Origin of the sequence: Saccharopolyspora karakumensis, from assembly GCF_004349225.1 — a bacterium.
GTDB classification, from domain to species: domain Bacteria; phylum Actinomycetota; class Actinomycetes; order Mycobacteriales; family Pseudonocardiaceae; genus Saccharopolyspora; species Saccharopolyspora endophytica.
In genome coordinates this window covers 176,667-189,406 of the sequence record NZ_SMLA01000005.1, presented here as the reverse complement: position 1 = coordinate 189,406, position 12,740 = coordinate 176,667, and the positions used below count along the sequence as shown (strand labels likewise).

General features: G+C 71.1%; 12 protein-coding genes. 6 read left to right on the top strand and 6 right to left on the bottom strand.

From position 1 onward, the window contains the following. Positions 1-31: 31 nt before the first annotated feature. A complete protein-coding gene (gene msrB, locus E1202_RS05755) occupies positions 32-448 on the top strand; it encodes a peptide-methionine (R)-S-oxide reductase MsrB (RefSeq protein ID WP_132681495.1) in 417 nt (138 codons plus the stop codon). Here msrB and E1202_RS31265 read toward each other — a convergent pair. The 4 genes from E1202_RS31265 to hemE form a co-directional block, all read right to left on the bottom strand. Further along, positions 419-574, bottom strand: coding sequence for a FitA-like ribbon-helix-helix domain-containing protein (locus E1202_RS31265; protein WP_165943744.1), 156 nt, complete (start codon positions 572-574; stop codon positions 419-421). The two genes, msrB and E1202_RS31265, sit on opposite strands and share 30 nt — an antisense overlap. Before the next feature lie 110 nt (positions 575-684). Continuing rightward, complete coding sequence (hemQ, locus tag E1202_RS05750; RefSeq protein ID WP_132681494.1) at positions 685-1,380, bottom strand: hydrogen peroxide-dependent heme synthase; 696 nt, start codon at positions 1,378-1,380, stop codon at positions 685-687. 19 nt (positions 1,381-1,399) lie between these two features. Beyond that, positions 1,400-2,830, bottom strand: coding sequence for a protoporphyrinogen oxidase (gene hemG / locus E1202_RS05745; protein ID WP_132681493.1), 1,431 nt, complete (start codon positions 2,828-2,830; stop codon positions 1,400-1,402). Then, a complete protein-coding gene (gene hemE, locus E1202_RS05740; protein WP_132681492.1) occupies positions 2,830-3,915 on the bottom strand; it encodes a uroporphyrinogen decarboxylase in 1,086 nt (361 codons plus the stop codon). Before hemE ends, hemG begins: the two co-directional genes overlap by 1 nt. Positions 3,916-4,116: 201 nt before the next feature. Between hemE and E1202_RS05735 the strand changes: the two genes are divergently transcribed. From E1202_RS05735 to E1202_RS05715, 5 genes are all read left to right on the top strand, one after another. After that, on the top strand, positions 4,117-4,707 hold the full coding sequence (locus E1202_RS05735; RefSeq protein WP_207918478.1) for a DUF3000 domain-containing protein: 591 nt from the start codon (positions 4,117-4,119) through the stop codon (positions 4,705-4,707). 434 nt (positions 4,708-5,141) lie between these two features. Next, positions 5,142-5,858 (top strand): response regulator, encoded by a 717-nt coding sequence (locus E1202_RS05730; RefSeq protein WP_093264979.1) that lies wholly within the window; start codon positions 5,142-5,144, stop codon positions 5,856-5,858. 99 nt (positions 5,859-5,957) lie between these two features. Beyond that, positions 5,958-7,211, top strand: a complete 1,254-nt coding sequence (locus tag E1202_RS05725; RefSeq protein WP_207918477.1) for a ribonuclease D — start codon at positions 5,958-5,960, stop codon at positions 7,209-7,211. Between the two features lie 269 nt (positions 7,212-7,480). Further along, a complete protein-coding gene (locus tag E1202_RS05720; protein ID WP_207918476.1) occupies positions 7,481-8,722 on the top strand; it encodes a thiolase family protein in 1,242 nt (413 codons plus the stop codon). Then, complete coding sequence (locus tag E1202_RS05715; protein WP_132681489.1) at positions 8,719-10,815, top strand: 3-hydroxyacyl-CoA dehydrogenase NAD-binding domain-containing protein; 2,097 nt, start codon at positions 8,719-8,721, stop codon at positions 10,813-10,815. Before E1202_RS05720 ends, E1202_RS05715 begins: the two co-directional genes overlap by 4 nt. A gap of 61 nt (positions 10,816-10,876) precedes the next feature. Here the strand turns inward: E1202_RS05715 and E1202_RS05710 are convergent, their stop codons facing one another. Both E1202_RS05710 and E1202_RS05705 read right to left on the bottom strand, forming a co-directional pair. Further along, positions 10,877-12,010, bottom strand: coding sequence for a sensor histidine kinase (locus tag E1202_RS05710; RefSeq protein WP_132681488.1), 1,134 nt, complete (start codon positions 12,008-12,010; stop codon positions 10,877-10,879). Positions 12,011-12,012: 2 nt separating this feature from the next. Next, a complete protein-coding gene (locus tag E1202_RS05705; RefSeq protein WP_132681487.1) occupies positions 12,013-12,699 on the bottom strand; it encodes a response regulator transcription factor in 687 nt (228 codons plus the stop codon). Positions 12,700-12,740 lie beyond the last annotated feature (41 nt).

The following is a 12,740-nucleotide window of genomic DNA, read 5'->3' as shown; positions in this document are numbered from 1 at the left end:
AATCGATCTTCGGTCGCATTAGCGTGGAAGCATGGATCCGGTTGCAGGCACTCCCAAGGTCACCAAGAGCGAGCAGGAGTGGCGGGAGCAGCTCACCCCGAACGAGTTCGCGGTGCTGCGCCAGTCCGCCACCGAACCCGCGTGGGTGGGCGAGTACGTCGACACCAAGACCACCGGCGTCTACGAGTGCCGGGGCTGCGGAGCGGAGCTGTTCCGCAGCGAGACCAAGTTCGAGTCGCACTGCGGCTGGCCGTCGTTCTACGACCCGAGCGACTCCGACGCGGTGATCGTCCGCGAGGACGGCAGCATGGGCATGGTCCGCACGGAGGTCCTCTGCGCCTCCTGCCACGGCCACCTCGGCCACGTCTTCACCGGCGAGGGCTACGCGACGCCCACCGACCAGCGCTACTGCATCAACTCAATCGCCGTCCGCCTCGTCGAGAGCTGACTTCCGAGCGAGCTCGATCGCCATCTCCCGCATGCGCTCCTGGAACGACTGCCCCTTGACCCGCGCATCGGCGCGAAGCGCCTCGCAGTCGTCCTCGGGAACGTCGCGAATGGTCAACGTCGCCACGACACCCACCGCCGAATGAGAACGATCATGGCGCCACCTCGGCAGGCTCTGCCCAGGTGGCGCCATGGTTCGTCTTCGGCTCACCCGAACGGGACGAGTGAGGTCGACCTTCAGGGAAGCCGGGTCACGAGGTCTCCGACCTCGACGCGGTGCCCGGTGTAGAACGGGATCTCCTCGCGGACGTGCAGGCGGGCTTCCGTGCCGCGCAGGTGGCGCATCAGGTCGACGATGCGGTGCAGCTCATCGGCCTCGAAGGCGAGCATCCACTCGTAGTCGCCCAGCGCGAAGGACGCGACGGTGTTGGCGCGCACGTCCGGGTAGTCGCGGGCTTCCTTGCCGTGGTCGGCGAGCATCTTGCGGCGCTCGTCGTCGGGCAGCAGGTACCACTCGTAGGACCGCACGAAGGGGTACACGCAGATGTACTTCTTCGCGTCCTCACCGGCCATGAACGCCGGGATGTGGCTCTTGTTGAACTCCGCGGGGCGGTGCAGCGCCACGTTGCTCCACACCGGCTCGGAGGACTGGCCGAGCGGGGTTTCGCGGCGGAACCCGGTGTAGGCGGCCTGCACGGCCTCGATCTCCTCCGCGTGCCACCAGATCATGAAGTCCGCGTCGGCACGCAGGCCGGACACGTCGTAGATACCGCGCACCACGACACCGGTTTCCGCCAGCGAGTCCAGGTACTCCTGGGTCACCTGCGCGGCCTTGGCCCGGTCCTCGGGCAGGGTCCCCTGCTCGATCCGGAAGACCGACCACATGGTGTAGCGGATGGTGTCGTTGAGCTCGTCGTAATTCAGCCGCGCCATGCCTTCATGGTCCCACTGCTCAGCGCCCGAGCTGCACCAGGTCCCGCGTGATGCTGGTCGCTGCCGCCTCACCGGTCGCCACGCACGCGGGCACACCGACCCCGTGCAGCGCGGCTCCCGCGATCGCCAGGCCCGGAACCCCGGCCACCTCGCGTTCCACGTCGGCGACCAGGTCCAGGTGACCGACGCCGTACTGCGGCAGGCCGCCGCCCCAGCGCAGCACCGCCGAATCCACCGGTTCGGCGGTGATCCCGGTCAGCTCGGCCAGGTCCGCGCGGACGCGGCGCAGCAGTTCCCCGTCGTCCAGGCGGAGGTCCTCGGTCTCGCCGAAGCGGCCGACCGAACCGCGCAGCAGCACCTCTCCCCCGGAACCGCGCAGGTGCGGCCACTTGTTGCTGGAGAAGGTGAACGCCTTGGCGGTGAACGGGGTTCCGCCGGAGTGCCGCTCGCCGCGCGCGATCAGCGCACCGGAAGCCGGGGTGCCGTCGTGCTCGGGCAGCTGCGTGCCGGGCGGCAGCGCGAGACCGACCACGACCATCGACGCCAGTTCGACCTCGGCGAGCTTCGCGGCGGCAGCGGGAGCGGGGCCCTGCAACAGCTTCCGAGCGGCGGGCGCGGGGACCGCGAGCACCACGGCGTCGACGTCGAGGTGCTCCGGCGCGGGTGCGGAGCCGATCTCCAGCCGCCAGCCGTCTCCGGTGCGGACCAGCGCGCGGACCGGAAGACCGAGCCGCACCTCGACGTCGGCGGCGATCAGCAGCCGGTCGAGCAGTTCTCGGTAGCCGTCCCGGAAGGCGCCGAAAACGGGTTGCGGCGCACCGGGTTTCGGCGTCGGCAGCGCAGCCCGGGCGGCCGCGATGATCCAGCCCGCGCCGTCGTCGAGGGCCTTGGCCAAGGCGGGAACCGTCGCGCGCAGGCCCAGCCGGTTGGCGTCCCCGGCGTAGACGCCGCCGAGCAGCGGCTCCACCAGCCGGTCGACGACCTCGTCGCCGACGCGGGCGCGCAGCAGGTCGCCCACCGAGATGTCCGCGCCGCCCAGCTCGATCGGCGGCATGTCGGCTTCGGCCCGCACGGCGGCGATCCCGGCGTCGGAGAGCACTCCGGCGACCGAACCGGCCTCGGCGGGAACTCCCATCACCGTGCCGCCGGGCAACCGCTGGGTGCGCCCGCCGGCCCGCACGGTCGCGGCGGCACCCGCCGGGTGCACGACGTCGGCGCGAACGCCCAGCTCCTCGGCCAGGTTCAGCACCTCGGGCCGCCGGGCGAGGAACGCCTCGGCACCCAAGTCGTACGGACGTCCGGCGAGTTCGACGGTGCGCAGCTTGCCGCCGAGGCGGGAGGTCTGCTCCACCAGCACGATCTCGGCTTCGGCTCCCAGCTCGCGGCGGAGCCGGTGCGCGGCGGCCAGTCCGGCGACACCGCCCCCGACGACCGCGACGCGGCCGGCCATCAGCGCTGCGCGGTCGCGGTGTGCACCAGCTCGACGACCCGGGTCAGGATCTCCGGGTCGGTGGTCGGCAGCACTCCGTGGCCGAGGTTGAAGATGTGCCCGCCCGCTTCGCGGCCCTCCTCGAGGATGCGGTGCACCTCGCGCTCGACGGCGTCCCAGCCGGCGAACAGCACGGCCGGGTCGAGGTTGCCCTGCACGACCGGCTTGGCCGCGCCCGGCTCGGCGGCGCCCAGGCGGGCGACGGCGGTGTCCAGCGGAACGCGCCAGTCCACGCCGACCACGTCGGGTCCGGCGTTGCGCATCGCGCCCAGCAGCTCACCGGTGCCGACCCCGAAGTGGATCCGCGGCACGTCGGAGATCTCGGCGACGCCCTCGAAGATGCGGCGGCTGTGCGGCAGCACGAACTCGCGGTAGTCGCGCAGCGAGAGCGCGCCCGCCCACGAGTCGAACAGCTGGATGGCGTCGACCCCCGCGTTCAGCTGCACCCGCAGGAACTCCAGCGTGGTGTCGGCGAGCTTCTCCAGCAGCGCGTGCCAGGTCTTGGGGTCGGAGTGCATCAGCGCCTTGGTGCGCTCGTGGTTGCGGCTCGGGCCGCCCTCGACGAGGTAGGAGGCGAGCGTGAACGGGGCGCCGGCGAAACCGATCAGCGGCGTGCTCCCGAGCTCCTTCACCAGCAGGCCCACGGCCTCGGCGACCGGCGCGACCTGCTCGGCGTCCAGCGACGGCAGCGCTTCGACGTCGGACGGCCCGCTGATCGGGTTGCTCACCACAGGGCCGGTTCCGGCCACGATGTCCAGCCCGACGCCCGCGGCGTAGAGCGGGAGCACGATGTCGCTGAACAGGATCGCGGCGTCCACCCCGTGCCGCCGGACCGGCTGCATGGTGATCTCGCTGACCAGCTCCGGGGTCAGGCACGCCTGCAGCATCGGGGTGCCTTCGCGCACCTGGCGGTACTCGGGCAGGGAGCGCCCCGCCTGCCGCATGAACCAGACCGGCGTGTGCCGGGGCTTCCCACCACGTGCGGCCACGAGCAGAGGTGCGTCGGCGAGGTCCCTGCGGGTGGAGACCGGAGCGGAGTTCGTCATCGAAGGGTGTCCGTACGTCGAATCGTCGAATCCCGGTGCGGTCTGCGGGCGAGAAGGAACGGATCTGCCACGACGGACTGCCGGGCTGGCTCCGGCAATCTTCGCATGATGCCCGCCCTCCCACTCCAAGCGCCCGCTCCTCCACGGCGTGCCTCCACCCACGCGCCGCGGTCGACCCTTAGAGTCGTCGCCGTGACGGAGATGTCGGCGGCGCCCGAAGTTTTCCGGCAGGCGGTTGCCGCGTTGACGTCGCCTCAGCCGCGTGCGGAGATCGAGCTCAGCGAAGTCGGTCCCCCCAAGCGCTTGGCCCCCTGGGCTCACGCGCTGGCCGCGGAGGCGAACGGACCGGCCGGTGAGCTGGCGACCGCGCGTTTCGTGCTCCTCTACGACCCGGAAGGCCAGGAGGCCTGGGACGGCGTCCTGCGGCTGGTGGTCTACCTGCGGGCCGAGCTCGATCCGGAAGTGGCCGACGACCCGCTGCTGCCCGCGGTCGGGTGGTCGTGGCTGACCGACGCGCTGGAGAACGCGGGCGCGTCGTTCACCGCTCTGGGCGGCACGGTGACCCTGACGTCCTCGGCGCGGTTCGGCGACATCGCCGGGCCCTCGCGCAGTCACGATCTGGAGTTGCGCGGGTCGTGGACGCCGAAACCCTCGGTGTTCGGCTCCGAGCAAGTCGATCTCGCACCGCATGCGGATGCATTCCACGAACTCATGGCAAGTGCGGCCGGGCTCCCGCCGGAAGGCGTTGCGCTACTCGGCAGGCGACCGAACGGCGCAATGCGCCAGGACTGATCGGGGTCCCCCGATCATCGGCTGCGACAGGTAGGCCCAGCGCGTAGCGTTGAGGCGGGACTTCGCTCCCGCAAACCCCTCGAACGCGACACGCCGAGGCACGACACGCCGGTGTCCGATTTTCATTCGCGAAGTTCGTTCAGCTTCGGTGAAGTGCTTGTCGAAGCAAGATTTTCACCATACGCATTCGAAATATGTCGCATGGCCACGCTCCGACGTTACGGTCGTCGCTCTGAGTCACCCAAAAGAGCGACAAAACTATGCGCTCGTCACAACTCGATCGGGATAGATACCCGATTGATCGTCCCGCTGACCCGCTTGGGCGGTTACGCTCACCCCGACGACACCACTTTCGGTCGATCAGTGGCGCGGCTGATTGGTCGAGAGTCCCGGTGCCGGTCGGGGGACACGACCGACTCCAGGGAGGTAGTGACGTGGCTGCCGTCGGCTTAGGTCAGGCCGCTCGAACCACGCCTGCCGGCGCTTTGCCGGCCAACATGGTCCCGCACCCGCGGGAAGAGCTGTTCACGGTGCTCGTGGTGGATGACCATCCGCTGCTCCGAGAGGCGATCGCCGCTCGGCTGCTGCAGATGGGCGCCGGCACGGTGCACGAGGCCGCATCCATGGCCGAAGCCAGGGCTCGCGCTCTGGCGACCGGTCCGTGCGACCTCGCGATTCTCGATCTCGGACTCCCAGACGGGACCGGCATCGAACTGGTTACCGAACTCCGGAGCCAGGGCTGGCCGCGGATCGTGGTGCTCGCTTCGTCCGATGACCCCTATGCGGTCCGGGCCGCCTTCCAAGCAGGTGCGCAGGCGTACCTGTTGAAGTCGGCCTCGCCCATGGTGGTCACCGACGGCGTGCGCCGCGTGCTCGACGGCGGTGTGTACGCCGATCCCAGCGTGGCTCCGGTGCTCGCCGCCGGAACCCGCGTGCCGGGAACGGACAACACACCTCGCGAGCTGTCCGGGCGTGAGGTCGAAGTTCTCCAGTTGGTGGCCGATGGCCGCTCCAACAAGGAGATCGGCGAGGCCCTGAACCTTTCCGCGCTCACGGTGAAGTCTCACCTGTCGCGGATCGGGCGCAAGTTGGGCACTGGCGACCGGGCGCAGATGGTCGCACTGGCCATGCGCGCCGGCGTGATCCGGTGACGGATCGCTGAGAAAGCACCAGCGCCGGGTCGGCCGGGCCGACGACGTCGGGTGGACCAGCCACACGAGACGGGCCAAAGCACGTAAGGTCTGTTAGCCGTGGAAGCTGCAAGCCCCGAGACCGTCGGATCCGGCCGCCCGGAGCCGGTGTTGTTGACCGAACCCGTCGACGGCGTGCCGCCGGTGGTGGACACCCCGGCCGCGCTGGACGCGGCCGCAGAAGCGCTGGCCGCAGGCACCGGGCCGGTCGCGGTGGACACCGAGCGCGCCTCGGGTTACCGCTACTCGCAGCGCGCCTACCTGGTGCAGCTGCGTCGCGAGGGATCAGGCACCGTTCTGGTGGACCCGATCGCTCTCAAAGGCGCGCTCGACCCCTTGGTTCCGGCTCTGGCCGACACCGAATGGGTGTTGCACGCCGCATCCCAGGACCTCCCGTGCCTGGCCGAACTCGATCTGCACCCCGCCAGGCTCTTCGACACCGAACTGGCCGGTCGGCTCGCCGGGTTCGACCGGGTGTCGCTGGGCGCGCTGGTGGAGCGCATGCTCGGCTACCGGCTGGAGAAGGGCCACAGCGCCGCCGACTGGTCGAGACGGCCGCTGCCCGAGGACTGGCTGGTCTACGCCGCGCTGGACGTCGAGCTGCTGGTCGCGCTGCGCGACGAGATGCACGCCGAGCTCCAGCGCCAGGACAAGCTGGACTGGGCCTTCGAGGAGTTCGGGGCCGTCCGCAACGCCGAACCCGCTCCCCCGCGCGCCGAACCGTGGCGCCGGACCTCGGGAATCCACAAGGTGCGCAGCCCCCGGCAGCTGGCCGCGGTGCGAGCGCTGTGGCAGGCCAGGGACGAGTTCGCCCGCGAGCGCGACATCGCACCGGGCCGCGTGCTGCCGGACTCCTCGATCGTGCTGGCCGCGCAGTCCAACCCCAAGTCCGAGGGCGATCTGGTGGCCATGCCGGTCTTCGGCGGACGCCAGCAGCGCAGGCGCGCCTCGATGTGGTTGCAGGCGCTGCGCGCCGCGCGCCGGCTCACCAACGAGGAGCTGCCCGCCGCGTCCACGCCGAACGAGGGACCGCCCCCGACCAACCGCTGGTCGGACCGCGACCCCGCCGCCGCGGCACGGCTCACCGCGGCCCGCGCGGCGCTGAACGCGATCGCCGAGGAGCACTCCCTGCCCGTGGAGAACCTGCTGCTGCCCGATCTCGTCCGGCGCACCTGCTGGACGCCTCCGGAGGACCGCGACGTCCCGGCGATCACCGAGCTGCTGCGCGCCAAGGGCGCCCGCGAGTGGCAGATCTCCCTCACCGCCGAGGCCCTCTCCAAGGCGCTGCACGCGACTCCGCCCGAGGACTCCTGAGGCACCGGGCGTTTCGTGGCCCGAACCGTCCGCGATCGACGTCCGTTTCGCCCGGTCGGTTCGGACCGGAATCGCCGAGCGCGGGCTCGATTCCTCGGGAAGGATTCGGCTGCCGGGTCCCGGCTGGTCAGCATGTGAGACAACCGACAGGGGCGGGCACGTGGTTACCGGTGGGTAATAAGCGCTAGAGTGCGGTTACCGGCCGGTAAGGCGCCGCCCCTCGCGGACTCCGGCCGAGCACCATCCACCAAGCCAGTGAGGAGCACGCCGTGGCCGCACCTGTGTCGGCACCCGCCGACAGCCGCAGCCGCCCAGCGGTTCGGGACGTGGTCTTCGTCGACGGCGTACGCACGCCGTTCGGCAAGGCCGGTTCGAAGGGCCAGTACGCCCAGACGCGCGCGGACGACATGGTCGTCAAGGTCATCCGGGAACTGCTGCGCCGACACCCCGAACTCCCGGCGGAGCGCATCGACGAGGTCGCCATCGCCGCGACCACCCAGATCGGTGACCAGGGCCTGACCATCGGCCGCACGGCGGCGCTGCTGGCCGGACTGCCCAAGTCCGTGCCGGGCTTCGCCATCGACCGCATGTGCGCCGGCGCCATGACCGCCGTGACCACCGTGTCCAGCGGCATCGCCTTCGGCGCCTACGACGTCGTGATCGCAGGCGGCGTCGAGCACATGGGCAACCACCCGATGGGTGAGGGTGCCGACCCCAACCCGCGCTTCGTGTCCGACAAGATCGTCGACCCGTCCGCGCTGGTCATGGGCTCCACCGCCGAGAACCTGCACGACCGCTACCCGTCGCTGACCAAGGAGCGCACCGACGCGTACGCCGCTCTGAGCCAGCAGCGCTACGAAGAGGCGCAGAAGGCGGGCAAGATCAGCCCCGACCTGGTCCCGGTCTCCACCCGCTCCGACGAGGGCTGGGGCCTGGCGACCACCGACGAGCCGCCGCGCCCGGGCACCACGGTCGAGACGCTCGCCGGTCTCAAGACCCCGTTCCGCCCGCACGGCCGGGTCACCCCGGGCAACGCCGCCGGCCTCAACGACGGCGCCACCGGTGCCCTGCTGGCCGACGCCGAGACCGCCGAGGAACTCGGCCTGCCGATCGGCATGCGCCTGGTGGGCTACTCCTTCGCCGGTGTCGAGCCCGAGGTCATGGGCGTCGGACCCGTCCCGGCCACCGAGAAGGCCCTCAAGCGCGCCGGGCTGACCATCGACGACATCGGCCTGTTCGAGATCAACGAGGCCTTCGCCGTGCAGGTGCTGGCCTTCCTGGAGCACTTCGGCATCGCCGACGACGACCCGCGGGTGAACCCGTGGGGCGGCGCGATCGCCTGCGGCCACCCGCTGGCCTCCTCCGGCGTGCGGCTGATGACTCAGCTGTCCCGCCACTTCGAAGAGCACCCCGAGGTCCGCTACGGCATCACCACCATGTGCATCGGCATCGGCATGGGCGGAACGGTCATCTGGGAGAACCCGAACTACAACGCAGGAGGCGAGCAGTGACTGACTTCGCGGCGCTGTTCCCCGACGAGGTCGTGACCAAGGCGTTCACCCGCCTCGTCGACGTTCCCGGTCTGACCGGCAAGCTCGCGCTCATCACCATCGACAACGGCCACGACCACACCAAGCCGTCGACCTTCGGCCCGGGTGGTCTGAGCAGCCTGAACGCGGCGCTGGACGAGGCGTTCGCCGCTGAGCCGGCCGCGATCGCGGTCACCGGCAAGCCGTTCGTGTTCGCCGTCGGCGCGGACCTCACGGGCGTCGGCCAGGTGTCGCAGCGCGAGCACGCGCAGGCCATCGCGCAGACCGGCCACGACGTGTTCCGCAGGCTCACCGAGTCGAAGATCCCGACGTTCGCCTTCGTCAACGGCGCTGCCCTCGGCGGTGGCCTGGAGCTGGCGCTGTCCTGCCACTACCGGACCGTCGCCTCCAACGCGGGCGCGATCGCGTTCCCGGAGTGCTACCTGGGCCTGTTCCCGGGCTGGGGCGGCACGCAGCTGCTGCCGAACCTCATCGGCCCGGACGCGGCCGTGACGGTGATCATCGAGAACGCGCTGAGCCAGAACAAGATGCTCAACCCGAAGAAGGGCCTGCAGCTGGGCATCTTCGACGAGCTGCTGGAAGGCGCGGACTTCCTCGAGGAGTCGCTGCGCTGGCTGGTCCGCGTGGTCAACGGTGACAAGACCGTCGAGCGCCCGGAGATCGACCGCGGCAAGGGCTGGGACGACGCCGTGGCGCGCGCCAAGGGCATCGTCGAGGCCCGCACCAAGGGCGCTTCGCCCGCGGTGACCAAGACGGTCGAGCTCATCGAGCTGGCCCGCAACAACGACATCGACGCCGGCTACGCCGCCGAGACCGAAGCGCTGACCGACGCGCTGATGTCCGACGAGCTGCGCGCCGGGCTGTACTCGTTCGACCTGGCCCAGAAGCGCGCCAAGCGCCCGGCCGGTGCGCCGGACAAGGGCCTGGCCCGCCCGGTGAACAAGGTCGGCGTGGTCGGTGCCGGTCTGATGGCCGGTCAGCTGGCGCTGCTGTTCGTGCGCCGCCTTCAGGTGCCGGTGGTCATCACCGACATCGACCAGGAGCGCATCGACAAGGGCGTGGCCTACATCCACGGCGAGATCGACAAGCTCGCCGGCAAGGGCCGCCTGTCGCCGGACGCCACCAACCGGCTCAAGGCCCTGGTGACCGGTGAGCTGGACAAGAAGGCCTTCGCCGACGCCGACTTCGTCATCGAGGCCGTCTTCGAGGAGATGACGGTCAAGCAGAAGGTCTTCGCCGAGCTGGAGGAGCACGTCTCCCCCGAGGCGATCCTGGCGACCAACACCTCCTCGCTGTCGATCACCGAGATGGCGTCGAAGCTGAAGAACCCGGAGCGGGTCGTCGGCTTCCACTTCTTCAACCCGGTCGCGGTGCTGCCGCTGCTGGAGATCGTGCGCGGCGAGAAGACCGACGACGCCTCGCTGGCCACCGCCTTCGCGGTCGGCAAGAAGCTGAAGAAGTCGTCGGTGCTGGTCAAGGACGCTCCGGCGTTCGTGGTCAACCGGCTGCTGACCCGCTTCATGGGCGAGATCATCGCCGCCGTCGACGAGGGAACGCCCTTCGAGGTGGCCGACAACGCCCTCGAAGAACTCGGTCTGCCGATGAGCCCGATGGTGCTGCTGCAGCTGGTCGGCCCGGCCGTCGCCCAGCACGTCAACGGCACCATGAACGCGGCGTTCCCGGACCGGTTCGGCATCAGCGAGAACCTGCAGCGGTTCGTCGACGAGGGCAAGACCGCGGTGTGGACGTTCGACGAGTCCGGCAACACCGTCGTCGACCCCGAGGTCGCCGAGCTGTGGAAGTCGGGTGACAAGCCCTCCACCAGCGAGGAGGTCCGCGACCGCGCGCTCAACGCGCTGGCCGAGGAGATCCGGATCATGCTGGACGAGGGCGTCGTCGCCGAGGCGCAGGACATCGACCTGTGCATGCTCCTCGGCGCGGGCTGGCCGTTCTGGCTGGGCGGCATCGCGCCGTTCCTGGACCGCTCCGGCGTGTCCGCGAAGGTCAACGGCAAGCGGTTCCTCGCCCCGGGCGTGGCGTCCCTGCCCGCCTGACCCGAGCAACCCGAACCGGGGGCCGGAGCGCATGCTCCGGCCCCCGGTTCTCGTTCACGGCTCAGGGCGCGGCGGGCAGTTGGATCGTGATCGCGAGGCCGCCCGCGGGCAGCGCGGTGGCGTGGATGTTGCCGTGGTGGGCCGTGGTGGCCGCTTGCACGATCGACAGGCCCAGTCCGGTGCCGTTGCGGGCGGTGCGCTGCACACCGGCGCGGCGGAACGGCTCGAAGAGCGTGTCCACCGACTCCGGCGGGATCTCCGGGCCCGAGGACGCCACGCGCAGCGTCGTCCACCGCGGGTCGGCGCCGGTGCTGACCTCCACCCAGCCGCCCTCGACGTTGTGCCGGACGGCGTTCTCCAGCAGGTTTCCCGCCACCCGCTCCAGCAGCGCCGGATCACCGACCGCGAAAGCGGGCTCGGTGCACCGCTTCACGCGCAACCCCCGCCTGCGGGCCTCGGGTTCGACCGCGCGCAGGGCCCGGCCGACGACGTCGGTGAGGTCGACCGGTTCGCGGACCGCCAGCTCCACTCCCTCGGTGCGGGCCAGCAGCAGGAGCGCCTCCACGAGGCGTTCGGCGCGGGCAGTGGCTTCGCGCACGACGTCGGCCATCCGGCGCAGCTCGGCCTCGTCGGCGTGCGGGTCCGACAGCGTCACGTCGAGCTCGGTGCGCACCACCGACAGCGGCGTGCGCAGCTCGTGGCTGGCGTTGGCGACGAAGCGGCGCTGGGCGTCGAAGGCGGCCTGCAGCCGGTCCAGCATCGCGTCGAAGGTGTCGGCGAGCCTGGCCACCTCGTCGCGGGGACCGCTGAGCGCGATCCGCTCGTCCAGCGACTCCGCCGACAGCCGCTGCGCGGTCTCGGTGACGTCCTGCAGCGGCCGCAGCATCCGGCCGGTGACCAGCCAGGCCAGCAGCGCGGCGGCGACCACCACCGCGACGAACGCCGGCCCTCCGATGAGCAGGACCTGCTCGCGGGCCGAATCGCGCAGCGCGGCACCGAGCAGCTCGGCGGGCACGTCCACTCCCCCGACCCGCACCGGCGTGCCCGCCGGCAGCCGCGGCACCGCGGCGACGACGTTGCCGACCAGCACCCAGCCCAGCCAGAGCAGCACCGCGCTGACCAGCGCGACCAGCGAGGTCGCCAGCAGCGTCAGCCGGATCCGCAGTCCCGGTCCGCGCCGGGTGAGCGCGCCCACGATCAGTCCCTGGCGTGTTCGGCGCGAGCCGCGGAGGGCACCCGGTAGCCGGAGCCGACCACGGTCTCGATCACGCCCGGTTCCCCCAGCTTCTTGCGCAAGGTCATCATCGTGACCCGCACCGTGGTGGTGAACGGGTCGGCGTTCTCGTCCCAGACCCGCTCCAGCAGCTCCTCGGAGCTGACGACCGCGCCGCCGGCCGACAGCAGCACCTCCAGCACGCCGAGCTCCTTGCGGGTCAGCTCGACCTCGGCTCCGGAGCGGGTGACGGTGCGGCGTGCCGGGTCCAGCTCCAGGTCGTCGGCCGTCAGCAGCGGCGGCTGAGCCGGCGTGGCGCGGCGGCCCAGCGCGCGCACCCGGGCGATGAGCTCGGGGAACGCGAAGGGCTTGGCGAGGTAGTCGTCGGCCCCCAGCGACAGCCCCGCGACGCGATCGGCGACCGTGCCCGAGGCGGTCAGCATGATCACCCTGGTCAGCTCGCCGGAACCGACCAGGTCGCGGCACAGGTCATCACCGGACATGCCGGGCAGGTCGCGATCGAGCACGACGACGTCGTAGCGGGTGATCGCGGCCTTCTCCTGGCCGCTCTCGCCGTCGTAGGCGACGTCGACGGCCATGCCGTCGCGCCGCAGCCCTCGCGCCACCGCATCGGCCAGCGGCTTCTCGTCCTCCACGACCAGGATTCGCACGAATCCACCCTGCCACAGCACGCGCCGCCACCCGTCGAGGT

What these genes read in the sequence shown, in the direction of transcription:
- msrB (WP_132681495.1), top strand. Translation starts at nt 32, where the DNA reads ATGGATCCGGTTGCAGGCACTCCCAAGGTCACCAAGAGCGAGCAGGAG.
- hemQ (WP_132681494.1), bottom strand. Translation starts at nt 1,380, where the DNA reads ATGGCGCGGCTGAATTACGACGAGCTCAACGACACCATCCGCTACACC.
- hemG (WP_132681493.1), bottom strand. Translation starts at nt 2,830, where the DNA reads ATGGCCGGCCGCGTCGCGGTCGTCGGGGGCGGTGTCGCCGGACTGGCC.
- hemE (WP_132681492.1), bottom strand. Translation starts at nt 3,915, where the DNA reads ATGACGAACTCCGCTCCGGTCTCCACCCGCAGGGACCTCGCCGACGCA.
- E1202_RS05735 (WP_207918478.1), top strand. Translation starts at nt 4,117, where the DNA reads ATGTCGGCGGCGCCCGAAGTTTTCCGGCAGGCGGTTGCCGCGTTGACG.